The sequence below is a fragment of the Hoeflea sp. Naph1 genome, from assembly GCF_046837775.1.
Taxonomy (GTDB): Bacteria; Pseudomonadota; Alphaproteobacteria; order Rhizobiales; family Rhizobiaceae; genus Hoeflea.
In genome coordinates this window covers 298,346-320,770 of sequence record NZ_CP177286.1, presented here as the reverse complement: position 1 = coordinate 320,770, position 22,425 = coordinate 298,346, and the positions used below count along the sequence as shown (strand labels likewise).

Here is a 22,425-nt window from a genome sequence, read left to right as displayed (position 1 = left end):
CGAGGACGGATAACGGATGCCTTCACTCAAGGATCTGAAAAACCGGATCGCCTCCGTCAAGGCGACGCAGAAGATCACCAAGGCGATGCAAATGGTCGCCGCGGCGAAGCTTCGGCGTGCGCAGGAGGCGGCCGAGGCCGCCAGGCCCTATTCGCAGCGCATGGCAGCGGTGATGGCCAACATCGCCGAAGCTGTCGGCGGTGGTGATGACGCGCCGCGGTTGATGACAGGCACCGGCAAGGATGACACGCATCTGCTGGTGGTCTGCACTGCCGAACGCGGCATGTGCGGTGGCTTCAACTCGCAGATCGCCCGGTTTGCTCGCGAACATGTTCGCCGGCTGCTGGCGGACGGTAAGAACGTCAAGGTCATCTGCGTGGGCAAGAAGGGCTATGACATTCTGCGCCGCGAATATGCGTCGTTGATCATCGAGCGGGTGGATTTCCGCGAGGTCAAGCAGATGAGCTTCGCGCAGGCCGAACTGGTCGCGGCGAAGGTCATGGATCTGTTCGCTGAAGGCGGCTTTGACGTTTGCACTCTGTTCTATTCGGAGTTCAAGTCGGTCATCAGCCAGGTGCCGACGGCGCAGCAGATCATTCCTGCCTCGGCGTCGACTTCGGATGCAGACACTTCGGCCTCGGCGGTCTATGATTACGAGCCGGGCTCCACGGAAATCCTCGAGGATTTGCTGCCGCGCTCGATCAAGGTGCAGATCTTCAGGGCGCTGCTGGAAAATGTCGCTGGTGAAATGGGAGCGAAAATGTCCGCGATGGACAACGCGACCCGCAACGCCGGGGATATGATCGACAAGCTGTCGATGAGCTACAACCGACAGCGGCAGGCCCAGATCACCAAGGAACTCATTGAAATCATTTCGGGTGCGGAAGCGCTCTAAGGGACACGGAAGAGGGTAAGATACATGGCTAAGGCAGCTACCCCGGCAACCAAGCCCGCAGCGGCTAAGAAACCCGCAGCGGCGAAAAAGCCCGCAGCGGCAAAATCCGCCTCGGCGGCCGCAACGACGAAAGTTGCGGCGAGATCCGGCGCGGTGGGTCGCGTGACGCAGGTCATTGGCGCGGTTGTCGACGTAAGGTTCGATGACGGCAAGTTGCCGACCATCCTGAATGCGCTCGAGACCACCAATGTGGGCAACCGCCTGGTGCTCGAAGTTGCGCAGCACCTGGGTGAAAACTCGGTTCGCACCATCGCCATGGACTCGACCGAAGGTCTGGTTCGCGGTCAGGAAGTGTTTGATACCGGTGAGCCAATCTCGGTGCCTGTGGGCGAAGAAACCCTCGGCCGCATCCTGAACGTCATCGGTGAGCCGGTTGACGATGCAGGCCCGGTAAAGACAAAGGCACGCCGCGCTATCCACCAGGAAGCTCCGGCATTCAGTGAACAGTCGACTGAAGCTGAAATTCTGGTCACCGGCATCAAGGTCGTCGATCTGCTCGCGCCTTACGCACGTGGCGGCAAGATCGGCCTGTTCGGCGGCGCCGGCGTTGGCAAGACGGTTCTCATTCAGGAACTGATCAACAACATCGCGAAAGCCCACGGTGGTTATTCTGTGTTTGCCGGTGTTGGCGAACGTACCCGCGAAGGTAACGATCTCTATCACGAGATGATCGAATCCGGCGTGAACAAGGAAGGCGGCGGCGAAGGCTCCAAGTGCGCGCTTGTGTTCGGTCAGATGAATGAGCCTCCGGGTGCGCGTGCTCGTGTGGCCCTGACAGGTCTGACGATTGCGGAACAATTCCGTAACGAAGGCCAGGACGTGTTGTTCTTCGTCGATAACATTTTCCGCTTCACCCAGGCCGGTTCCGAAATGTCGGCGCTTCTGGGCCGTATTCCTTCCGCTGTGGGCTATCAGCCGACACTGGCTACCGACATGGGCCAGATGCAGGAACGGATCACGACCACCAACAAGGGCTCGATCACGTCCGTGCAGGCCGTTTACGTGCCGGCCGATGACTTGACCGACCCGGCGCCTGCGTCGACCTTTGCCCACTTGGATGCGACCACGGTGTTGAACCGTTCGATTGCTGAAAAGGGCATCTATCCTGCGGTTGATCCGCTCGATTCGAACTCGCGCATGCTTGATCCGTTGATCATCGGTGACGAGCACTATGAAGTAGCCCGTCGCGTCCAGGAAATCCTGCAGCGCTACAAGTCGCTTCAGGACATCATCGCCATTCTGGGCATGGACGAGCTTTCCGAAGAAGACAAGGTGACCGTGGCACGCGCCCGTAAGGTCGAGCGCTTCCTGTCGCAGCCGTTCTTCGTGGCTGAAGTGTTCACCGGTGCGCCTGGCAAGCTGGTCGATCTGGCCGACACGATCAAGGGCTTCAAGGGCCTGGTGAACGGCGACTACGACCATCTTCCGGAGCCGGCTTTCTACATGGTCGGTACCATCGAGGAAGCCGTTGAAAAGGCTCAGCGCCTCGCCGCCGAAGTCGCTTAAACAAAACCAAACGGACCGCGTCGGGCTTGTTGCCCGGCGTGGGCTCCCGTCTGACAAGATGATAAAGTGAACGTCATGGCTGACAGCTTCAATTTTGAACTCGTATCTCCGGAGCGGCTGCTGCTTTCAGCATCTGCCACCGAAGTCGTGCTTCCGGGCACGGATGGCGAAATGACGGTGATGGCGCATCACGCGCCAACCATGACCACCATCAAGCCCGGTGTCGTCACGGTGAACACTGCGGAAGGCAAGGCTGAACGCTATGTCGTGTTCGGCGGCTTTGCCGATATCCTGCCAAGCGGTTGTACGCTGCTGGCTGAATCGGCCGTTGCAGTCGGCGATATCGATCGCGAAGACCTCGACCGCCGCTTGCAGAACGCGCGCGAAGATCTCGCCGATGCGACAGACAGCAGTGGCAAGCAGAAGGCGCAGGAATATCTCGATCAGCTGACCACGCTGCACGGCGCCATCCTGCCGGCCTGAACACATTCGAATCATGAATGAAAAGAGGACGGTCTTCGGGCCGTCCTTTTTGTTTGTCGATGGTGTGCGTTGACATTCGTCATTGCCGTCATTGCCGTCATTGCCGTCTTTGCGCCGGAGCGGTGCGTTGTTTACGTCAAAAAGCGCGTGGGGCGGCGGTCAGGTAACCGGCGATACGGTTTCTATCGCTGCAGGGCGTGGGCTACGGCCTGATAGGCTTCTGGATAGCGCAATGGACCGGTCCAGCCCTTGAGCGCGCCATTGACGAGTTCCAGCGCCAGGAATCGCGGTCCCTGCCAGCTGGTCTCGGCGGGGTCGGCGAGATGCGACTTGAAGCCGAAACGGCCGTAATAATCTGGCTGTCCATAAACGAAGACCGAGTGCCAGCCATCGGTGCGTGCGCGCTTGAGCGCATGCCGCACCAGTTCGGTGCCGATCTGCATGTCACGCCAATCAGGAAGTATGGCCAGCGGTGCCAGCGCCAGGGCCCGCTCGGGACCATCGATCCGGGTCAGCAGGATATGGCCCACAACGTGACCGTCGATCTCGGCGATATGTGACAGCGTGTCGACGGATGCCGTCACCAGTGATTCCGATAATCCGGTATCAGGTTCGACACCGGCATAGCTGAGTGCCTCGACGGCGCGGATCGCCGGCAGGTCGGATGCCTCGCCGGGACGGTATCGAGCCTTTGCGGCAATGCCGCGCTGATCAGTCATGGCCGGTCTCCAAGTGCATGCCTGACCGCAGCACGGGCGTGCAGCCGGGTGGTGTCATAGACCGGGATGATGTCGCATTCCGGCGGAATGATCGTGGTGATGTGGGAACAGCCGAGGATCACTGCTTCTGCGCCGCGTGCGTGCAGTTTCCTGACCAGTTCGCCAACGAAGAATTCCGATTCGGCGCGGATGATGCCGTGGCAGAGCTCGTCGCTGATGATACGCTGCACCTCGGCGCGTTCATCCGGTTCGGGTGTGATTACCGAAAGCCCGTAGCGTGTTTCCAGCACATTCGGGTAAAAATCGCTTTCCATCGTGTGCCGGGTGCCGAGCAGGGCCACCCTGGTAAAACCATCGGCGCGCAACTTGGCCCCGACAGGATCGGCGATGTGCAACAGTTCGAGATCGGAAACGGTGCTGATATGATCGGCAATGCGGTGCATTGTGTTGGTCGCCAGAATGATGAATTCAGCACCGCCGGCCTTGAGAGCGCCTGCCGCCTCGCCCAGGATGTGGCCGATCTCGTCCCAGTTTCCTGCGCGTCGATGACTTTCTATGTCGCCGGAATCCAGCGAATGAATGAGGATGCGGGCCGAATGATGACCACCCAGATCGCGCTGCACATACTCGTTTAGCAGGCGGTAATAGATGGCCGTGGTTTCCCAACCAACGCCACCGAGCAGGCCGATTAGTTTCATTGCGGGGTGCCTGCAAGGTGGCTGAAGGCATCGACGACCTGTTCATAGGCCTTGCGTTTGAAGGGGACGATTAGCCCCGGCAGGTCCTGCATCGGCTTCCAGTCCCAGGCGTCAAATTCTGGCTGATGACCGCCCGGTGGCGGATTGATCTGAATTTCGCTTTCATCGCCAACAAAGCGCAGGGCATACCAGCGTTGCCGCTGACCGCGATACTTGCCCTTGAGGCCAATGCCGAGGAGATGATCGGGAAGATCATAATCGATCCAGTCGGGCGCCTCGGAAAGCAGTTCGACAGATTTCATGCCGGTTTCTTCATAGAGTTCGCGCAGCGCTGCCTGATAGGGATCTTCGCCTTTATCGATGCCGCCCTGTGGCATCTGCCAGAGTTGCGGGGAACCGTCATACTCGGTGTTGCCTTCGGAGATGCGCCGGCCTGCCCAGACCAGGCCGCGTCGGTCGAGCACCATGATCCCCGCGCATAACCGGTAAGGCAGGTCAGCGGCGGATTTGGCGCTGCGTTGTTTGTTGCCCATCAAGCATTCCGTTCATTGTTCCGGATCGTCGGCGACCGCGGAGGCCGAGACGATCTCGATTCCGCGGGCCTTGGCTTCATTGGTCCAGGTGGCGATGGCGTCGACACTGACGTCGAATGCCGAGGCAACTCCCACCGCCTGACCGTTGCGCCGGGCTATCCGTTCCAGATCATCCAGCTTGGAGAGAATGTACCCGCGCTCTTGCGTGGCGTCGAGCACCATATCGGATGCGGCAAAAGGAATTCCGAGTGTTCTTGCGAAACGGTCGGCCAGCGAGCGCGCCGAGGTGCCGTCATCGACAAACATGAGGCCGCGCCCGGCAAGGTCGCGCATGATCGGCTCCAGCGCGTCAGGGTCGGCCAGAAACCGACCGCCCATGAAATTGGTGATACCGGTGTAATTGGTGATCTGACCCATCGCCGCGTGAAGTTCTTCGAGATTGGCTGCCGCGCCTGCTGCGACCGTCAGCGTGCCTGGGCCGGGATCGTTGGCGGGATAGTCGAAAGGCTCGAACGGTACCTGGAGCAGGATTTCGTGGCCATCGCGCCGGGCTTCCTGCATCCAGCGCTGCAGGCTGTTGCCATTGGCGGCAAAGGCCAGGGTGATTTCCTCGGGGAGGGCCGTGATGGCGTATTGGGTGCCGGTCTGGCTCAGGCCAAGCCCGCCGACAATGATGGCGATGCGGGCACCGCGGGCACCGGACCACGGGCGGGCATAAACATCAAAGGGGCGTTCGCCGTTGGCGCCGCGAACCGGCAAGCGGCCGTTTTCGGTCTGCTCGATTATCGCCGGATCGGGCAAATGGGCGAGGCGGGGATTCTGCCCCACCCGTCCGGGCATCTTGAGCAGCACCGGCCGTTTGTTGTCGCGGTCGGCCGGGGTGATCTTTTCGATCTCCTCGCCATCGTCGCCGAGGGTGGTAACGATATTGGCGCCAGATTCGCCGTGTAGTTCCGGCAGCGGGTCATCGGTACCGGGGTGATCTGTCGTCAGCTCGTCGTCCTCATCGGGCTGCGCTGTATCGTCCGTGTCATCAGCGATTTTTGAGGCAGCATCGGTGCTGGATGACTGCATCACCACGGCAGTTTCAGTGGTCTCGATCCGCGCGCCCGACAGCGCTATCCACCCGGCTCCGCCGATGACGGCGAGCAACACGGCGATGACACCAAGCCGGGTGCCCCAGGCAGAATTCGCTGTTTTGCTTCCGCCAGCTTTCGGCTTGCGGTCCTGTCCCAGTGGTCGATGGAGATTGTTGCCCACGTTCTTCTGTCCGAATCCCGATGCGGCGGCCATTGAATCAGTCCGCCGCCCCGCTTGCAAGCCGTAGCATTGCGGGCGGGGCGGCGGAAAGAAGGTCGATCAATTCTTGATGGCAGCCTGTTCCGGACCGGGCGGGAAGGCCGGATCGGTCTTGTCGCCACGCAGCAGGTCATATGCATAGTTGAGCTGCACGTCGTCCTTCGGATCCGGCGGTACGTAGGCGATCGAGCCTGAACCTTCGTCGTCCTCGTTCTCGCCCTGGATGTGGCCGCGCAGTTCGCTTTCGCCGGATGGCTTGACACGCCCGCGCAACTCCTCGGGCACCGGCTCTTCAATACGAATGTCGGGCTTGATGCCTGTGCCCTGGATCGAGGTTCCGGCCGGCGTGTAATAGAGCGCAGTGGTCAGCCGCAGCGCCGTCGACGAATCCAGCGGGATGATGGTCTGCACCGAGCCCTTGCCAAAGGAACGGGTGCCCAGAATGGTGGCGCGGCGGTGATCCTGAAGCGCGCCGGCGACAATTTCCGAGGCTGAGGCGGAGCCGCCGTTGATCAGCACGATCATCGGCTTGCCGCCAATCAGATCGCCGGGACGCGAATTGAAGCGCCGGGTTTCCTCGGGGTTGCGGCCGCGGGTCGAGACGATTTCGCCGCGATCAAGGAAGGCGTCGGAGACGCTGATCGCCTGATCGAGCAGTCCGCCCGGATTGAGGCGGAGATCAAGCACGAAGCCCTTGAGCTTGTCCTTGCCGATTTCTTCGGTGATGGTCTCGATGGCATCGGAAAGATCGTCATAGGTCTTTTCGGTAAACGAGATCACGCGCAGATAACCGATATCATCCTCGGCGCGGAAACGGACCGCCTTGACCGCGATGATGTCGCGCACCACCTTGATCTTGATCGGCTGATCGGCGCCTTCGCGCAGCACGGTCAGTTCGATTGAGGTGTTGACCGGACCACGCATCTTGTCGACGGCTTGGGCCAGTGACAGGCCGCGGACTGCTTCGCCATCGATCTCGGAGATGAAATCACCGGAAAGAACCCCGGCACGCGAGGCGGGCGTATCGTCGATCGGCGTGATCACCTTGACCAGTTCGTCTTCCATGGTGACTTCGATGCCAAGCCCGCCGAATTCGCCGCGGGTCTGGGTCCGCATGTCATCGGCGGCTTCCTGGTTGAGGTAGCTCGAGTGCGGATCCAGCGACGTCAGCATGCCGTTGATGGCACTTTCGATCAGCTTGTCTTCTTCGGGCGGCGTGACGTATTGAGCGCGGACGCGTTCGAACACATTGCCGAAAATGGCAAGTTGCCGATAGGTCGCTGTTCCCGCCGCGTTGGCAGAGCCGCCAAATGAATTGACCGCGCTCACGGCTGTCGCCCCCATCAGGGCGCCAACAGCCAGAAGTGTCACCTTACGTATCATTGCTAACCTTTCCTGAAGACATCTCGTCTTTCCACCATGCGCGCGGATCAACGGGTTGACCGTCTTTTCTGAACTCAATGTAGAGCGTTGGCCGCTCCGATGCCAGCGTCAATGCCGACGCGCCTGCGAATCTTGTCTGTCCCATGGTAGCCACCGGTTCGCCTGAAAGGACGAAGCGGCCGGTCGAGACCCTGAGTTTTTCCATCCCGGCCAGCACCACATGGTGTTTTTCACCGGTATCGAGAATGACCACCTGACCGTAGCTTCTGAACGGGCCCGCGTAGACGACCCAGCCGTCGACGGGGGCCAGCACCGTGGCACCCTTGCCGGTGGCCATTATCTCCCCAGACAACGGATGCCCGGCACCATCATCGGCGCCAAAATAGCGAATGGTGTCGCCAGCCACTGGCCGGTCCAGTACTCCAAGTAATTTGGAAAAAGCATATGCCGGTGCAATGCGGTTTTTGTCGGGCAGCGCCACCGCGGCGTAGGCGCGTGCGCGTTCAAGCTGCTCGGCGAGACGGCGCTGGCGATCTTCTTCGGCCTTGCGGGCGGCTTCGGCGGCCTGCCTGATGGTTTCGATCTCGCCGGCAAGTGAGGCGATTACCGATTCGAGCTCGGCGGAGCGCTCGGTCAGGGCCTGAGCGCGCTGTTGTTCGCGTTCGAGGCGGCGTTCGCTTTCGGCGTGCAGTGCCACTTTTTCGGCCGCCAGGTTGGACAGCCGTTGTTCTTCGGCGTCATTGTCGGCGAGCGCCTTGGCCAGTGCACTGCGCTCAACCGCGATTGCCTCCCGGAGTGACGCCAGTTCCTTCAGATCGTTGGCAAGGGCTTCGGTTTCGGCGCGGATCTCGGGCACCACGGCGCCCAGCAGGATGGCGCTGCGCACGGATGAAAGCGCATCTTCGGGGCTGACCAGCAGCGCCGGCGGGGGATCCCGGCCGATCCGTTGCAGCGCGGCAAGCACCTCGGCCAGCACGCCCCGGCGTGAAATAAGCGACAGGCGAACCGCGTCGTGGCGCTCGGACAGATCCGCCATTGCCTGCTCGCCGGAGGCAATGCGCTGATCGAGGTCGGCGCGCCGGGCGGCGGTGGCCGCAATTTTCTGGTCAAGCGCCTGCTGGTCGCTGCGCAGCGCAGCGATATCTTGCTGCAGGGCGGTGAGCGCGCGGGTGGCGGCAGCGGCCTGCTCGGCGACCGTCATCAGTTCGAGATTGCTGGCCTGCTTCTGCTGTTCGAGGTCGCCGGTTACAGCGCTGGCTTCGTCGTCATCGAGCTCAGTCGCGCAAGCGGGAAAGGATAGTGCAACCAGCAACGCAACCAGCACGGCGCGGAAGCCGAACAGGGCTGCTGAAGCCAGCGGAACGCCAGCCGGAATCCTTGAGGATTGGACGCTCGACATGTTCCTATCCTAGCGAATTCTGCGTTAACGCTCCATGAACCATACGGTCGCGACGGGTCACTTCTTTGCGACCCTTCAGCGGGGTTTGCTCAGGAACGGTGATAGGGGTGGCCCGACAATATGGTGACAGCCCGATAGAGCTGTTCGGCTGCCATGATGCGCACCAGTTGGTGTGGCCAGGTCATGCGGCCAAAACAGATGACGGCGTCGGCGCGGGCATGCAACGCGGGATCAAGCCCGTCCGGCCCGCCAATCGCCAGCACCAGATCGCGGCGCCCGTCGTCGCGCAGCTGTGCCAGTCGATCCGCGAATTCCGGGGAATCGGGTGTCTTGCCGCGCTCATCGAGCAGGATCAGCGCCGCGCCATCGGGCAGATTGCGCTCGAGCTGGGTCGCTTCCTCGCGTTTGCGCAGATCGGCGCTGGCGGCGCGGCTTTCCGCAACCTCTATAACGCGAGCGAAATCCAGTCCGATCGCACTGCCGGCCTTGGCGAAGCGATCGAGATAGCGGGTCGAAAGCTCGCTTTCAGGTCCGGCCTTGAGCCGGCCGATGGCAAATAGGGTTATGCGCATAATAGGTGTTAGCGGTCTCAACTGCCGCGCCGCGTTTCGGGAAACGATGCGCAACGGATGCTGGAGTCTTGGCGCCACCCCCGAGCCCATGCAAACCGCATGGCTGGAGTGACGCGTGAATAGGCACACGTCCGACACATCCTTCAGGCCCGCGGACTGAACCCGGGGTCAATCAGGTGATGCCAACAACCGTGCCAGACCGACTCGGCCGGTCCGGTCAGTGCAGTTTTTCGTCGTCGGCTTCAGCCTGCCACATCTTCTCGAGATTGTAGAATTCGCGGATTTCGGGCCGGAAAATGTGGATTATGACGTCGCCGGCATCGATCAGAACCCAGTCGCCGGTCGCCAGACCCTCGACCCGCGGGGTGCCGAAGCCGGCATCCTTGAGTTCGCTGATCAGACGGTCGCAGACCGCGGCTACATGGCGGTTGGAGCGGCCGGAGGCCACTACCATGAAATCAGCCAGAGTCGATTTACCCTCAATGTCGATGAATACGGCGTCTTCCGCCTTGGAGTCCGCGAGACTTTCACGGACCAGTTGAAGCTGGCGCAAAGCGGTACGTTCGCCGCTACCCGCCGCCTGAGAGAAACCGCTGGTGGCGTTTCCCTTATCGTGTGCTGTTCTCAGGGTGGTTCCTTTCCTTGTCCTGAACAGTCCAACAAACGACACACGCGTCATTGCAAATGCGCCGTAGCCTCAAGATAGTCATGGACCTATTACAATTTCAAGACGTCGAATTTGAGGGGGCCGTATGGGCGTTGCGAATCGCGCTGGAAGACAGCGGCGAGCGCGGGCCATGGATGAAGGTCCATGCGGGGGCCTTGAGAAACGGCAGGACCGCGGCGTCATCCTCGTCGATACGGGCGTGATCATAGGCCTTGGCCATTTTTGACGAGAGATAAGCGAGTGTCGAACCGGGCCTGTCGATCACCGCGATCGGGAAGGTTTCGGCAATGCCGCGCCAGTTCTGCCAGAGATGAAAATACTTCAGATTGTCCGCGCCCATCACCCAGACGAAGCGCACGCCGGGATTGCGGAGCTTGACGAATTCCAGTGTCTGGGCGGTGTAATGCAGCGCATGTGCCGCTTCAAACGCCGTGACCTTGACCTTCGGGCCGGGCGCGATTTTTCGGCTCAGTTCGACGCGTTCTTCAAGAGCTGCCAGTTCGCCGTGGTTCTTGAGCGGGTTGCCCGGTGTCACCATCCACCACAATTGATCCAGGCCCAGCCGCCTGAGCGCGATCTCGGCTACCAGCACATGGCCTTGATGGGGCGGGTTGAAGGACCCGCCGAACAGACCGACGCGCATGCCTTTCTCGACATGCGGCATTTTCAGGAATGGCGGCGTGTGGGCGCGCTCCACCGTCAGGGCCGGGTCTGGCCCGCGCCGTGCACGCGATATTTGAAGGATGTGAGCTGTTCGACACCAACCGGGCCGCGGGCGTGCATCTTGCCGGTGGCGATGCCGATCTCCGCGCCCATGCCGAATTCGCCGCCATCGGCAAACTGGGTCGAGGCGTTGTGCAGCAGGATTGCGGAATCAACCTCGTTGAAAAAGCGGCTGGCGACATCGTCATCCTCGGCGATCACCGCTTCGGTGTGGCCCGACGAATAGCGGGCGATGTGGTCGATGGCGCCGCCAATGTCATCGACAAACCGCGCCGAGATGATGGCGTCGAGATATTCGGTGCGCCAGTCCTCATCGTTTGCAGCAACGGCCTCGGGTAGCAAAGCGCGCACCGCGTCGTCGCCGCGCACTTCGCAGCCGGCGGCGGCAAGGTCGCCGAGGATGCCTTTTGCCACCTGCGGATCAAGGTGACGGTCAAACAGCAGCGTTTCGGCGGCGCCGCAGATGCCGGTGCGTCGCATCTTGGCGTTGGTGACTATGGCGCGCGCCATTTTCGGGTCGGCGGAAGCGTCGACATAGATGTGGCAAATGCCCTCGAGATGGGCGAACACCGGCACCCGTGCATCGGCCTGCACCCGGGCAACCAGGCTCTTGCCGCCGCGCGGGACGATGACGTCGACAGCACCATCAAGGCCGGTCAGCAATTCGCCGACAGCGGCGCGATCGCTCAGCGGCACCATCTGGATGGCGTCGGCGGGCAGGCCAGCACTTTGAAGGCCATCAACCAGGCAGGCATGGATGGCACGGGAGGAATGAAACGAATCCGAACCACCGCGCAGGATCACCGCATTGCCTGCCTTGAGGCACAGGGCGCCGGCATCGGCGGTGACATTGGGGCGGCTTTCATAGATGACGCCGATGACGCCGAGTGGCGTGCGGACGCGCTCGATCTTCAGCCCGTTGGGCCGTTCCCAGGCGGCAATCACCCCGCCAACCGGGTCATCCAGTTGGGCGATGGCACGAATGCCTGTGATGATCGCGTCGATGCGGGCGTCATCAAGCTGCAGCCGGTCAATAAAGGAACTGGCCATGCCACCGACACGGGCGGCTTCGACGTCGCGCGCATTTGCAGTCAGGATCTCGCCGCGGCGATTGTCGATGGCGCTTGCCATGGCTTCCAGTGCGCGGTTCTTCCGCTCGGTGCCGGCAATCGCCAGTGGCCGGGCTGCTGCCTTGGCGCGGCGGCCGATATCCGCCATCACTTCGGCGATGTCGGATTGCGAACTGGTTTTTTCAAGCATGGCGGGTCTCCCGGCGGGCGATCAAGCGCATTTCTTACGCAATCAGCGGGATGGCGTAAAGCGGCGTTGCGCCATTGCCGCGGATCAAGCGCCCAAGCCATTGCCGGAGGTAATCACCATGTCGTCGCGGTGGATCATCGCGGCGCGGCCGGAATAGCCGAGAATGGCCTCGATCTCGCTCGACTTGCGGCCGGCGATACGGCGCGCTTCCTCGGCGTCATAACCCGACAGTCCACGGGCGATTTCGCGGCCCGAAGCATCGCAGAGGGCTACCGGGTCGCCGCGGTGGAATTCACCGACAATGGATCTAACGCCGGCTGGCAGCAGGCTTTTGCCCGAGCGCAGCGCTCGTTCGGCTCCGGCGTCGATCAACAATCTCCCCGATGGATCGAGCTGTCCGGCTATCCAGGTCTTGCGCGCCGATTGCGGCGTGCCGGAAGGTGCAAACCAGCTTGAGCGGGCGCCTTTGTCGATGGCGGAAAGCGGGTGGTCGGTCTTGCCCGAGGCGATGATCATGGCGCAGCCGGCGCCGGTGGCGATCTTGCCGGCGTCGATCTTGGTTTTCATGCCGCCGCGCGAGAGTTCGGAGCCGGCATCACCGGCCATCGCCTCGATATCCGGGCCGATGGCGTCGATGATCTCGATGTGCCGGGCGTCGGGATCGGTAGCGGGTGGTGCGGTGTAGAGCCCGTCAATATCGGACATCAGCACCAGCAGATCGGCGCCGATCATGGTGGCAACGCGGGCGGCCAGCCGGTCGTTGTCGCCATAGCGGATTTCCGAGGTGGCGACGGTGTCGTTTTCGTTTATGATCGGCACCGCGCCCCGGCGCATCAGTTCGGTCATGGTGGCGCGGGCGTTGAGATAGCGCCGCCGTTCCTCGGTGTCGCCGAGGGTGAGCAGGATCTGGCCGGCGACGATGTCATGGCCCGACAGCCCGGCGGACCAGGACCGGGCCAGGGCGATCTGGCCGACTGCGGCTGCGGCCTGGCTTTCCTCAAGCCGCAGCGCGCCGGCGTGAAGCCCGAGCACGGTGCGACCCAGCGCGATGGCGCCGGAGGAAACCACCAGGACCTCGGATCCGGCGGCCTTCAGTTCGGCAATGTCGGTGCAAAGCGAATCCAGCCAGGCCACCTTGAGGCCGCTTTTGCGGTCAACTAGCAACGCCGAGCCAATCTTGATGACGATGCGCTTGTGCGCCGAAACGGGCTTGCGGTGGACGGCCATGCTCAGTCTTTCTTGCTGCCCGCATCGGCCTTTTCGGCGTCTTCGGCCTTGGCGCCGACAATGATGTCGCGCAATGCCCTGAGCGCCCCGGTCATGCCTTCCCCGGTTATGGCGGAGATCTCATAGGGTGTGCGGCCGGCGGCTTTCTTCAGCGCCCGGACCTTTTCGGCGCGCTGGGTGGCATCAACCACGTCGACTTGGCTGAGCGCCACGATTTCGGGCTTTTCGGCAATGCCCTGGCCGTAGGCTTCAAGCTCGTGGCGGACGGTGGTATAGGCCTGGCCGACGTCCTCCTCGAGTGCGGAAACCATATGCAGCAGGACCCGCGTGCGCTCGACATGGCCCAGGAAACGGTCACCGATGCCCACGCCCTCATGAGCGCCCTCGATCAGGCCAGGAATGTCGGCGAGCACGAATTCACGGCCATCGATGGTGGCGACGCCGAGGTTGGGGTGCAGCGTGGTAAACGGGTAATTGGCGATTTTTGGCCGAGCCCGGGTGACGGTGGCGAGAAAGGTCGATTTGCCGGCATTGGGCAGGCCGATCAGGCCGGCGTCGGCGATCAGCTTGAGCCGCAGCCAGATGGTCTTCTCCTGGCCTTCCAGGCCGGGATTGGCATGGCGCGGGGCCTGGTTGGTTGCCGACTTGAAATGGGCGTTGCCAAAACCGCCATTGCCGCCGGCAGCCAGCCGGTAGCGCTGGCCGATCTCGGTCAGATCGCAGATCAGGGTCTCGTTGTCTTCCTCGAAGATCTGGGTTCCGGCGGGGACCTTGAGGGTGACGCTGTCGCCGCCGGCGCCAGTGCGGTTGCGACCCATGCCGTGGCCGCCGGTCTTGCCCTTGAAATGCTGCTGGAAACGGTAGTCGATCAACGTGTTGAGCCCATCTACGGCCTCGACCCAGACATCGCCGCCGCGGCCGCCGTCGCCGCCGTCGGGGCCGCCGAACTCGATGTATTTTTCGCGCCGGAAGGAGACGCTGCCGCCGCCGCCGTCGCCGGAGCGGATATAGACCTTGGTTTCGTCGAGGAACTTCATCTGGCTGGACCGATCCGGATTTCACGCGTCAAGCGGTCAGGCCCTGTCGGGGCGGCCGCACATGCGGGCATCGATAAACGCCCGCGGCTTGGAGGTCAAAGAATATCGCATTTCGTGGGCACCGGCGGCTCAAAGCCGCCGGTGGTGATGACGTGTCGGGGTGACCCGACCCCGAGAACCGAATTCAGGCGACCGGGCTCCGGGTTTCGCCCGACCAGCTGATCAGTGAGAACCAGGTCTTGCGGTCGAGCCGGAACCACTCCATCGAGACTGCAGCCCGCACTGCCAGCACCGGGACCATTTCCGCCCCCTGGAACTGGAAGCCGCTTTTTTGCAGCACGCGCCGCGAGGCCGGGTTGGTAACCCGGATCCGTGCGTCAATGTGGTCGATATCGCGGGTCCGAAAAGCCATGCCGATCATTGCGTGGACGGCCTGGGTGGCAATGCCCTGGCCCCAGAACGGCTCACCTATCCAGTAGCCCAGTTCGGTGGCGTTGCCATCCTCGGTGCATTGCAGCGCACAGCAGCCGAGAAAGCGGCCACTGTCGGCCTCGGTGATCGCATAGACGCAATTGCCATTCTCGCGTTTGGCCGAGGTTCGCACGAAGGTTTCGGCGTCTGAGCGGCCATAGGGATACGGCATGCGCGCCACCATGGTGGCAACCGCCGGATTGTTGGCGAGAATGGTAATGGCGTCGATGTCTTCGACATGAGGTGCGCGCAGCACCAGATTCTCGGTGAGCAGAACCGGGCAGTCAAACACATCTACGGAGCACTGACCGGCGTTGTCGGGCAGGGGGAGTGTGGCACTCAAGCCGTCGCTCAAACTATTGCATAAACCGTCTCTGGGCGCCCGAACGCCGTCACCGGGGCTGCAACTGGGTTCTTGTCTCATGGTCATTCCTCCGTTTGGACAAAAAGAAAGGGGAGATGGTGTTCCATCTCCCCTGTCCATTTTCCGGTAGTCCGGAGGATGCCTGCAAAGGCCGGGTCGATGAGACGCCGGCCTGCAAAATGCGATCCGGCTTATTCCGCTGCTTCCGCTTTCGCGACAACGGACACATAGGTTCGGCCGTTGGCTTTCTTGCGGAAGTCAACATTGCCAGGCTGCACGGCAAAAATAGTGTGATCCTTGCCAAGGCCAACGCCTGTGCCGGGATGCCACTTGGTTCCGCGCTGACGCAGAATGATGTTGCCGGAAATGACGGATTCGCCACCGAACTTCTTCACGCCGAGGCGCTTGGATTCGGAATCGCGACCGTTACGCGTTGAACCGCCAGCTTTTTTGTGTGCCATGGGTCTGCTCCTGTTCCGCCCTTAGGGGCGATTGTCTGTTTGCGGCTTGTCGCCGCCAGGGCCCGAACGGGCGGTTGATTACTTCGCCAGTGCCTTGGCCTGGTCGCGCCAGTCCGAGATCTGATCAGCGCTGAACGGCATGGCTTCGTCGATGCGGACGATGTCCTTGTCGCTCAACTTGGCGATCTGGGCAAAGGTGGTGATGCCCTGTTCGTTGAGCTGACCGGCTGCGACCGGGCCAATGCCCTTGATCGTGGTCAGGTCATCGGACTTGCCCTTTGGCGCGGTGAACAGGGTCGCCGGCGCGGCATCAGCTGACTTGGCTTCAGCCTTGGGCGCGGCTTCCTTCTTCGCGGCAGCCTTCTTGGTTGGCTTGGCGCCACCGGTCAGGATGTCGATGATCTTGACGACCGTCTGATGCTGACGATGACCGCGCATGCGCTTGGAGTTCTGCCGGCGGCGCTTCTTGAAGGCGATAACCTTGCGGGCGCGGCCCTGCTCGACAACTTCGGCAACGACCATGGCGCCTTCGACAAGCGGAGCGCCCACGGTTGCGCCGGCGCCTTCGCCGACCATCAGGATTTCGTTGAACTCGACGGTATCGCCAGCGGCGCCCTTGAGCTTTTCGATCGTCAATACGTCATTGGCGGCGACGCGGTACTGCTTACCGCCGGTTTTAATGACTGCGAACATCTTTTGTCCTTTCGTGTTCGTCCGGCTCTCACCTTGCGGCGGGCCGTCTTTTTGCCAGTCGGAACTGATCGGCCGGTCCGTTTGCCGGATGGCCGGGTGAAGCCTGCCTGAGTTCCAATTTCATGGAATTCTCAACCAAAGGCCAACGGCGCAGGAAGCCCCACGCTGCATTCGGTTCGCGAGATACGTGAGCCAGTGCCGTGAGTCAAGCCAAATTGGCGGTTTTGGCCCGGCAAGGGAGGCAACAGGCAAACTTACCCCTTGTGCAAGCGGGCCGCGCCGGTTATGGAGGCGACCGCGCACTGATATTGCGCCGACCAAAGACGCGGAGAGGTGGCTGAGTGGTCGAAAGTACCGCACTCGAAATGCGGCGTGGGGGCAACTCCACCGTGGGTTCGAATCCCACCCTCTCCGCCAGCCCCTCCGGGCCCCAAACGCGGAATCTCCTAAGTTTTTGATAGATCAGCTTTAATTGGAACGGGCCGCCCAAAACAAGGGCCGTTTCCAATGGCAGACACTCAAAATGTATCGTTGCATGTATCGTCGGGAGTATCATCCCAGAACGCGGAAATAATTTCCGCGAAGCAGGGCAGGACAGGCCGCCCACGCTCGTCACCGGGCCTTTACCTGATTAAAACCGGTTCGGCCTATATGTTTCAGATGCGACTGCCCAAAACGATCGCAGGCGACTGCAAGCGTCCCATACGGATTGGCCTTGGGGTCCTTCCCAAAGTGGAGGCTCGCCGGGTCGCCGATCAATTGGCTGCCATCGCACGACAGAAGTTTGAACGGATCGAGATAGCCATGTCCGGTGATGATGAGACTGAATTCTGGCCATTGATGGAAGATATAATCGGCGGTGATGCCGACGAGATTGATGAGGAAACGCAAGGCAAACGTGCTTGGCGTGCTGTAACAATGAGTCTCAAGTCCGCGCTCTACGATATCCGCAACCCTGCTCCGCCTCCCACGACTGAAGAGGAAGGCAACTTCGCGATGATGCGCGGGCTTGTCCGGATCGCTCAGGAAAAGGCGCGGAAGGATGCTGGCCAGGAATATAACAAGCAGCTCGGCGACCATGCCGAACTGCTAGCCAAGCGATTGGTCGAAAGAGCTAAGGACGACCCGGAGTCGATTCTGACGTCGCCACTAGCAAGTGGCTCACAAGGCAATGGCAAGATTAGTGCGCGGGCCGGGCTCGTCAACCTGAATGTGGAAACGGAGGCGGACAAGGATCGGCGATACGTCGAGCGTGAGCCTTCCACAAAACCGCTGTTCAGTACTGCAGCAAGCGTGTATCTCGCCGAGCGAGTTACAGCTATGGGAGAACCAAGCAAAGACATCAAGACCGCCGAAATGCGCCTCAACCTCTTTGTGGAGCTGATTGGCGATCATCCGGTCGATCGCTATACACCGACTGATCTTCAAGCTTTCATCAATCTCATGATGTTCTGGCCCCCGAGAGACAAGGATCGGCCTTTGCACCTTACAGCTAGAGAGATCATCGAGAGCAATCGAGATTTCAGCAAGGGAACGTTGGCGAAGGCCACGCTGCAAGATGGTTACATGGGGGCCATCAAACCGGTGTTCAGCAATGCAGCGGCGCAACATGCTTTTGACAATCCGATCAAAAACGTGGCGCTCAAGTATCCCAAAAGTGCAAGAGATACGATCTCCGCAGAACCTTTGTCTTCAAAGAAGCTGACGCAGCTTTTCCGGACCTGTGTTCAGTCGCCCTATATCGATGATGTCATGCTTCCGCCGCTCGGCTTGCTGACCAGCCGCCGTCTTGGTCTGCTGACGCATCTGGTAGGAAGTGACATCACGGAAAAGTTCGAAAATGTCTGGGTTGCGGAGGTTGACGGTATTGTGATCGTTGATGGCAAATGGGTCCGACGGCCGATCAAGACGACAGAGAGCGGACTATATTTCGTGCTTCACAACTTTCTGGTCGAGATTGGCTATGTGGATTGGGCCAGGAAACAAGGCAATAAGTTCCTGTTTCCACAGCTCATGGGACTCTCCGATCCAGCCAAGTCCGCTTCCCAGTATATGGGTCGCCTCTTTGCCAAGGCGGACATCAAGGAAGCGCCAGGCGAACGGTTCCATTCCTTACGCGGCGATTACATCACGCAGGCCCGTGAAGATAAGAAGATTGGCGGGCGAGAACGCAGGATGCAGGCAGGCCATGCGATCAGCGGCGACGTTCACGAACAATACGGCTGGAAAACACTCACTGAATCAGAAGCTGAGATATTCGCCAATCTGCCGCTCAATCCAAAGGTCGATTTCTCGGTCTTCCGAGACCTGGATTTTGATCGGCTTGCAAAAACGCGGCGACAGGCCAAAGATAGATAGAAAGCCTCTGATCAGAAAGACCAAAGCCCCGCTGTGTACCAGCGGGGCTTTGGTAGGTGTTTGGGTCAGGCATCGAGTGGCGCAAACGCTGAACTGCGGTTCCGCGTTATCGTGACATGCGTGCTTCAGCGGGTGTTTTGCTGGCCGCCATAAGCCCGTTGAGCGTTGCATCCAGCTCGGCAACTGAAATGCTTGGTGTGGTCTCATCAGCGTCGGTTTCCTTATCGACCACAATCCGATCATTGTTCGTGACTTCGATCTCTGCTTTTGCGACATCCAAGACGGGAGCATCTGGCAGTTTTGCGCTGACAACATAGGGTTCGCCATGGACTGCGAATCGTAGCGCCGGGTGTGCCACTTCGATTACCCATTTTTCCATTTCATCGCGGGGAGGCCATGAGCCAACACCGCCCAACCGGTAGAGGCTGTCCTGGACAGCTCCCCAGCCGGTCTGATCTCCAATCTTGGCATGGCTAAGATTGCCACGCGGAAGATGGTCGACAAGACGAAGTGGTGCGGCGATGTCTTTGAAGAGGTCCGATGCATGCCGCGCCCGGAGCTCAACTCCAGTGGCGAGTGCTCGCATGATGATCCGCTTTCCCGCGGTAACCCGGGATATGGCTTCCTCAAGCTCTTCAAGGACCAAGGCTGCAAGCCGATGAAACTCCTGCATGTCGGATTTGAGCTTGGCAGCAGCCATTTTTTGTAGCCCTGCCTTGCCGCCCAGCTGTCTCGGATCGATATGCTCTTCAGCTTCATTCTTCTTGCCGCCGATGAGCGCCTTGATTTCCATGGGCTTGAGGCTCTTGCCTTCGTCAAATTGCTTGATGACATCCTCGATCTGATCCGGCTCACCTTTCGCCAGCTCGAAGAGTGCGGTTGTTCCCACTGCATGCTGTTCAAGTCGTTCGCGGTGATCAGCAAGTCGCTCGTGCACGGAGATAAAACTCCAGGCCGAACGGACACTGTAGCCGCAATTTTCTTTCAGCCAGCGGCCATAGCGCTTGATTGGCTGAACAGACTTTGCTTCAGCTAGGCACTCGCCCAGTTCAAACACCTGCCCGGTCGACTTGCGATGCAATGAGACGATTCGCTTAACGAGTTCAGACAGGCGCGCTTCAGCTTCTGGCGAGAGCGGCTCGTCAATTTCCTTCGGTGCCCGCGCTGCGCGCACCTTCTTTTTCGCGGCAGTGTTGTTTTCCGCACGTGTTTTCTTGGTCTGCTTGGCTGCGGCTGTGCGCTGTACTTTTCGGTCTATCGAAGACATGTCTTACTCCATTTACTCTTACCACTACAATAGTGTAGATATAACCATTGTACTTCAAAACATTAGGTTGTAGCAAATAGACTATTTGGAATATAGCCTAAAACAATCCTTTCAGGAACGGCAATATAAGGCTTGGTTTGTCCCAGATAATTATTTTTACAATTTTTGGTTGCTATAAATTGTGGTCTGGAGTCGTTTAACAATTCTTTATGAAAGCTGTCATGACTACCTTTCCGAAACAATGGAGCGTTTCATCCCTTGAGCTGATCCTCGGTTGGGTAGGAAAGTTGCTCCTTTGCCCACTTTAAACTGGTGCTAACAAAAGTTCTGTCCTGAAGGGCGGCTGCCTTTCGGACGTCGGTGCGCATGCAGACCTTTCGACCTGATCGTCAATGCGGGCAGCGGCCTTACACCTTGGTTTGGGCTTTCTGAGATCGGAGCAATTGCCCGAATACGGCGGTGCATTGGGGAAAGTTTGAAAGGCTTAGGATGTCGGGAACCACAGTTGATTGCGCCCGTGACAAATGACTGGAATGGGGCCGGGGACTGTCTGCTTCCTAGCGCCGAGCCGGCTAAGCTGACATTCACCCGCACTGGACGCTTTGACGCTTCCGGCCCAAAGCCGAAATCGTTCGCCCGCATGTTTGCAACCGTCCAACATTCTTATAGCTGACATTGGCAATAGCCTTCATCGGGCATAATATGCGGGTTAATCAATCCACGAGAGACGTATCGATGGACATCGAACCAAACCTGATCATATCAAGCGCGTCGCAGCGGATTGTGGAAGACGGCGTGCCCTTCAAGGTAGACATCTACAAACTTGAAGGTGGCGATGGTTGGTCGCTAGAAGTTGTCACTGAAGACGGAACATCAATCGTCTGGGACGATTTGTTCGATGACGACCGTGCCGCTTTCCAAGAAGCTGTCATAACAATTCGTAAAGAAGGTGCCGTAGCATTTGCCACCGGTGAGTCAAACGTCATTCCGTTTGGAAGGTAGGATAAATAAGAGTTGGATGACACGCCCAATTGATATTGACGGCCCCGAGCTGACCTTCATGTTGGAAGCAGAGATCAGCAGTTAAGGTTAAATTTTTATATATCTCAGACAATTTATAATATGTTTTGAGTGATATTATCTCATATGCATAATATCGGTAATATATCATATTATTTCAAGAGAATCGTTAGTACATTTCAACCTTACCAACACTATTTTTTTCCAAAGGTCGTGCATTCTCTTTCAAGTCCTGATGACGATATGTCCGCCGCCATGTCGTGCGAAAAAGTCACGAATTCGAACGTCATTTGCTCCATTCGAACCATTCTTTATACAGCCAATCTTCTTCTTTATTGGTTGACTGTCACCTCTCACAAATTCATCACTCTTGCCGCCGCCGTTTGCACCGATGAATGTCATCAGGACATATCGGCTGTTCAAATGATCTTTGATTTCATCGAGATTTAGGATTCTGCACGAAGCGTCAACTTTTACCGAGACCGTAGCCATGAGCTTCCCCTATGAGTTTAGTTGCTCTCATATACAAAATGGTGGCGTTGGAGGATAGGCACGGAGTGTGGCGGAGGGGCGTTCAGTGCAGAAAATCCCCATGTTATCCTGCGGCAAATCCAAGTCCCCCTGAATTTTTAGGGATAAAACAAATGAAAACATCTTGCCAACATCTACACTTCCAAGCATCAAAACTCCCGCGATTGTCGCAGGAGTTAATCGGAACTACCCTGCCCACAAATGGGCTCTATTTTGTCTTTGAAAAAGGCGAGTTCAGCCATTCTGAAGAACGCATCGTGCGCATTGGCACGCATACAGGTGAAGGTAATCTCCAAAAGAGAATTCGGGAGCACCTGTACACTCCGAACAAAGACAGAAGCGTTTTCAGAAAGCACATTGGCCGTTGTATTTTGGCAAAACGCAATGATCCATTCTTAGAACATTGGGAAAAAGACTTAACCAGCACGCGAGCTCGCGAAAAACATCAACATCTGATTGATTTTGATATTCAAGCTCACATTGAGGATGAAGTCACGGCCTACATCACTGCTTGCATGTCATTTAGTGTGTTGAAGATAGACCAGAAACAGCAACGGCTTTCTGCGGAAGAAGCGTTGCTCTCCACATTGGCGCAGTGCCCTGATTGCCACGCTTCTCGACATTGGTTGGGTAGGTTTCATCCGCGCCAAACTTTTCGAGGATTAGGGCTGTGGAATGTTCAAGGGTTATGTGGTGAAGTTATCTCAGTTTCGGGAGTGTCAAATATATTTGGAGCCTAGCCCTTGGCCGCTACCTGCAACGTTGCCAGTCGCATAATTACCTATCTGGAACTTCGGAC

The 22,425-nt window shown here is 59.2% G+C and carries 23 protein-coding genes and 1 tRNA gene; 7 read left to right on the top strand and 17 right to left on the bottom strand.

All coding sequences use genetic code 11. The features are described from left to right. Positions 1–16: 16 nt before the first annotated feature. From ACK6D9_RS01500 to ACK6D9_RS01490, 3 genes are all read left to right on the top strand, one after another. The gene (locus ACK6D9_RS01500) at positions 17–895 is read left to right on the top strand and encodes a F0F1 ATP synthase subunit gamma (protein WP_412050377.1); all 879 of its coding nucleotides are present in this window, start codon (positions 17–19) and stop codon (positions 893–895) included. A gap of 24 nt (positions 896–919) precedes the next feature. Further along, positions 920–2,461, top strand: coding sequence for a F0F1 ATP synthase subunit beta (gene atpD / locus ACK6D9_RS01495; RefSeq protein ID WP_412050376.1), 1,542 nt, complete (start codon positions 920–922; stop codon positions 2,459–2,461). Positions 2,462–2,536: 75 nt separating this feature from the next. Next, positions 2,537–2,944: a F0F1 ATP synthase subunit epsilon gene (locus ACK6D9_RS01490; RefSeq protein WP_412050375.1), complete on the top strand. Its 408-nt coding sequence runs from the start codon at positions 2,537–2,539 to the stop codon at positions 2,942–2,944. A 182-nt stretch (positions 2,945–3,126) separates the two neighbouring features. On the opposite strand, the gene ACK6D9_RS01485 is transcribed toward ACK6D9_RS01490, so the two are convergent. From ACK6D9_RS01485 to ACK6D9_RS01415, 15 genes are all read right to left on the bottom strand, one after another. Beyond that, positions 3,127–3,663, bottom strand: coding sequence for a GNAT family N-acetyltransferase (locus ACK6D9_RS01485; protein ID WP_412050374.1), 537 nt, complete (start codon positions 3,661–3,663; stop codon positions 3,127–3,129). After that, entirely contained in the window at positions 3,660–4,361 is a 702-nt protein-coding gene (locus ACK6D9_RS01480) for an aspartate/glutamate racemase family protein (RefSeq protein ID WP_412050373.1), read from the bottom strand. The genes ACK6D9_RS01485 and ACK6D9_RS01480 overlap by 4 nt, the downstream gene beginning before the upstream one ends. Continuing rightward, positions 4,358–4,894, bottom strand: a complete 537-nt coding sequence (locus tag ACK6D9_RS01475; protein WP_412050372.1) for an RNA pyrophosphohydrolase — start codon at positions 4,892–4,894, stop codon at positions 4,358–4,360. The genes ACK6D9_RS01480 and ACK6D9_RS01475 overlap by 4 nt, the downstream gene beginning before the upstream one ends. Positions 4,895–4,906: 12 nt before the next feature. Then, positions 4,907–6,154 carry a divergent polysaccharide deacetylase family protein gene (locus ACK6D9_RS01470; protein WP_322990807.1) on the bottom strand — a complete coding sequence of 416 codons (1,248 nt, stop codon included), beginning with the start codon at positions 6,152–6,154 and terminating at the stop codon, positions 4,907–4,909. Between the two features lie 99 nt (positions 6,155–6,253). Further along, positions 6,254–7,576: a S41 family peptidase gene (locus tag ACK6D9_RS01465; RefSeq protein ID WP_322990805.1), complete on the bottom strand. Its 1,323-nt coding sequence runs from the start codon at positions 7,574–7,576 to the stop codon at positions 6,254–6,256. Continuing rightward, positions 7,566–8,975, bottom strand: coding sequence for a murein hydrolase activator EnvC family protein (locus tag ACK6D9_RS01460; protein WP_412050371.1), 1,410 nt, complete (start codon positions 8,973–8,975; stop codon positions 7,566–7,568). The genes ACK6D9_RS01465 and ACK6D9_RS01460 overlap by 11 nt, the downstream gene beginning before the upstream one ends. Before the next feature lie 89 nt (positions 8,976–9,064). After that, entirely contained in the window at positions 9,065–9,547 is a 483-nt protein-coding gene (gene rlmH / locus ACK6D9_RS01455) for a 23S rRNA (pseudouridine(1915)-N(3))-methyltransferase RlmH (protein WP_412050370.1), read from the bottom strand. Between the two features lie 217 nt (positions 9,548–9,764). Next, entirely contained in the window at positions 9,765–10,226 is a 462-nt protein-coding gene (gene rsfS / locus ACK6D9_RS01450; RefSeq protein ID WP_412050369.1) for a ribosome silencing factor, read from the bottom strand. A gap of 46 nt (positions 10,227–10,272) precedes the next feature. After that, positions 10,273–10,878 (bottom strand): nicotinate-nucleotide adenylyltransferase, encoded by a 606-nt coding sequence (locus tag ACK6D9_RS01445; protein ID WP_322989929.1) that lies wholly within the window; start codon positions 10,876–10,878, stop codon positions 10,273–10,275. A gap of 35 nt (positions 10,879–10,913) precedes the next feature. Next, positions 10,914–12,197: a glutamate-5-semialdehyde dehydrogenase gene (locus ACK6D9_RS01440; RefSeq protein WP_412050368.1), complete on the bottom strand. Its 1,284-nt coding sequence runs from the start codon at positions 12,195–12,197 to the stop codon at positions 10,914–10,916. An 84-nt stretch (positions 12,198–12,281) separates the two neighbouring features. Next, positions 12,282–13,424: a glutamate 5-kinase gene (proB, locus tag ACK6D9_RS01435; protein ID WP_412050367.1), complete on the bottom strand. Its 1,143-nt coding sequence runs from the start codon at positions 13,422–13,424 to the stop codon at positions 12,282–12,284. Positions 13,425–13,426: 2 nt separating this feature from the next. Next, positions 13,427–14,461, bottom strand: a complete 1,035-nt coding sequence (gene obgE / locus ACK6D9_RS01430; RefSeq protein ID WP_412050366.1) for a GTPase ObgE — start codon at positions 14,459–14,461, stop codon at positions 13,427–13,429. 184 nt (positions 14,462–14,645) lie between these two features. Next, positions 14,646–15,275 (bottom strand): GNAT family N-acetyltransferase, encoded by a 630-nt coding sequence (locus ACK6D9_RS01425; protein WP_412050365.1) that lies wholly within the window; start codon positions 15,273–15,275, stop codon positions 14,646–14,648. Positions 15,276–15,487: 212 nt separating this feature from the next. Continuing rightward, positions 15,488–15,757 carry a 50S ribosomal protein L27 gene (rpmA, locus tag ACK6D9_RS01420; protein WP_267654376.1) on the bottom strand — a complete coding sequence of 90 codons (270 nt, stop codon included), beginning with the start codon at positions 15,755–15,757 and terminating at the stop codon, positions 15,488–15,490. A gap of 78 nt (positions 15,758–15,835) precedes the next feature. Then, on the bottom strand, positions 15,836–16,450 hold the full coding sequence (locus ACK6D9_RS01415) for a 50S ribosomal protein L21 (protein WP_412050364.1): 615 nt from the start codon (positions 16,448–16,450) through the stop codon (positions 15,836–15,838). Positions 16,451–16,777: 327 nt separating this feature from the next. Here ACK6D9_RS01415 and ACK6D9_RS01410 point away from each other — a divergent pair. Both ACK6D9_RS01410 and ACK6D9_RS01405 read left to right on the top strand, forming a co-directional pair. Next, positions 16,778–16,867 (top strand) — tRNA-Ser (locus ACK6D9_RS01410). Between the two features lie 90 nt (positions 16,868–16,957). Further along, positions 16,958–18,808 carry a hypothetical protein gene (locus ACK6D9_RS01405; protein ID WP_412050363.1) on the top strand — a complete coding sequence of 617 codons (1,851 nt, stop codon included), beginning with the start codon at positions 16,958–16,960 and terminating at the stop codon, positions 18,806–18,808. A 106-nt stretch (positions 18,809–18,914) separates the two neighbouring features. On the opposite strand, the gene ACK6D9_RS01400 is transcribed toward ACK6D9_RS01405, so the two are convergent. Further along, entirely contained in the window at positions 18,915–20,075 is a 1,161-nt protein-coding gene (locus tag ACK6D9_RS01400; protein ID WP_412050362.1) for a hypothetical protein, read from the bottom strand. Positions 20,076–20,810: 735 nt separating this feature from the next. On the opposite strand from ACK6D9_RS01400, the gene ACK6D9_RS01395 reads away from it, so the two are divergent. Beyond that, positions 20,811–21,077: a hypothetical protein gene (locus ACK6D9_RS01395; protein ID WP_412050361.1), complete on the top strand. Its 267-nt coding sequence runs from the start codon at positions 20,811–20,813 to the stop codon at positions 21,075–21,077. A 243-nt stretch (positions 21,078–21,320) separates the two neighbouring features. Here the strand turns inward: ACK6D9_RS01395 and ACK6D9_RS01390 are convergent, their stop codons facing one another. Further along, positions 21,321–21,587, bottom strand: a complete 267-nt coding sequence (locus ACK6D9_RS01390) for a hypothetical protein (RefSeq protein ID WP_412050360.1) — start codon at positions 21,585–21,587, stop codon at positions 21,321–21,323. A gap of 152 nt (positions 21,588–21,739) precedes the next feature. On the opposite strand from ACK6D9_RS01390, the gene ACK6D9_RS01385 reads away from it, so the two are divergent. Beyond that, positions 21,740–22,366: a hypothetical protein gene (locus ACK6D9_RS01385; protein ID WP_412050359.1), complete on the top strand. Its 627-nt coding sequence runs from the start codon at positions 21,740–21,742 to the stop codon at positions 22,364–22,366. Positions 22,367–22,425 lie beyond the last annotated feature (59 nt).

What these genes read in the sequence shown, in the direction of transcription:
- ACK6D9_RS01500 (WP_412050377.1), top strand. Translation starts at nt 17, where the DNA reads ATGCCTTCACTCAAGGATCTGAAAAACCGGATCGCCTCCGTCAAGGCG.
- atpD (WP_412050376.1), top strand. Translation starts at nt 920, where the DNA reads ATGGCTAAGGCAGCTACCCCGGCAACCAAGCCCGCAGCGGCTAAGAAA.
- ACK6D9_RS01490 (WP_412050375.1), top strand. Translation starts at nt 2,537, where the DNA reads ATGGCTGACAGCTTCAATTTTGAACTCGTATCTCCGGAGCGGCTGCTG.
- ACK6D9_RS01485 (WP_412050374.1), bottom strand. Translation starts at nt 3,663, where the DNA reads ATGACTGATCAGCGCGGCATTGCCGCAAAGGCTCGATACCGTCCCGGC.
- ACK6D9_RS01480 (WP_412050373.1), bottom strand. Translation starts at nt 4,361, where the DNA reads ATGAAACTAATCGGCCTGCTCGGTGGCGTTGGTTGGGAAACCACGGCC.
- ACK6D9_RS01475 (WP_412050372.1), bottom strand. Translation starts at nt 4,894, where the DNA reads ATGGGCAACAAACAACGCAGCGCCAAATCCGCCGCTGACCTGCCTTAC.
- ACK6D9_RS01465 (WP_322990805.1), bottom strand. Translation starts at nt 7,576, where the DNA reads ATGATACGTAAGGTGACACTTCTGGCTGTTGGCGCCCTGATGGGGGCG.
- ACK6D9_RS01460 (WP_412050371.1), bottom strand. Translation starts at nt 8,975, where the DNA reads ATGTCGAGCGTCCAATCCTCAAGGATTCCGGCTGGCGTTCCGCTGGCT.
- rlmH (WP_412050370.1), bottom strand. Translation starts at nt 9,547, where the DNA reads ATGCGCATAACCCTATTTGCCATCGGCCGGCTCAAGGCCGGACCTGAA.
- rsfS (WP_412050369.1), bottom strand. Translation starts at nt 10,226, where the DNA reads ATGACGCGTGTGTCGTTTGTTGGACTGTTCAGGACAAGGAAAGGAACC.
- ACK6D9_RS01445 (WP_322989929.1), bottom strand. Translation starts at nt 10,878, where the DNA reads ATGCCGCATGTCGAGAAAGGCATGCGCGTCGGTCTGTTCGGCGGGTCC.
- ACK6D9_RS01440 (WP_412050368.1), bottom strand. Translation starts at nt 12,197, where the DNA reads ATGCTTGAAAAAACCAGTTCGCAATCCGACATCGCCGAAGTGATGGCG.
- proB (WP_412050367.1), bottom strand. Translation starts at nt 13,424, where the DNA reads ATGGCCGTCCACCGCAAGCCCGTTTCGGCGCACAAGCGCATCGTCATC.
- obgE (WP_412050366.1), bottom strand. Translation starts at nt 14,461, where the DNA reads ATGAAGTTCCTCGACGAAACCAAGGTCTATATCCGCTCCGGCGACGGC.
- rpmA (WP_267654376.1), bottom strand. Translation starts at nt 15,757, where the DNA reads ATGGCACACAAAAAAGCTGGCGGTTCAACGCGTAACGGTCGCGATTCC.
- ACK6D9_RS01415 (WP_412050364.1), bottom strand. Translation starts at nt 16,450, where the DNA reads ATGTTCGCAGTCATTAAAACCGGCGGTAAGCAGTACCGCGTCGCCGCC.
- ACK6D9_RS01405 (WP_412050363.1), top strand. Translation starts at nt 16,958, where the DNA reads ATGGCAGACACTCAAAATGTATCGTTGCATGTATCGTCGGGAGTATCA.
- ACK6D9_RS01400 (WP_412050362.1), bottom strand. Translation starts at nt 20,075, where the DNA reads ATGTCTTCGATAGACCGAAAAGTACAGCGCACAGCCGCAGCCAAGCAG.
- ACK6D9_RS01395 (WP_412050361.1), top strand. Translation starts at nt 20,811, where the DNA reads ATGGACATCGAACCAAACCTGATCATATCAAGCGCGTCGCAGCGGATT.
- ACK6D9_RS01390 (WP_412050360.1), bottom strand. Translation starts at nt 21,587, where the DNA reads ATGGCTACGGTCTCGGTAAAAGTTGACGCTTCGTGCAGAATCCTAAAT.
- ACK6D9_RS01385 (WP_412050359.1), top strand. Translation starts at nt 21,740, where the DNA reads ATGAAAACATCTTGCCAACATCTACACTTCCAAGCATCAAAACTCCCG.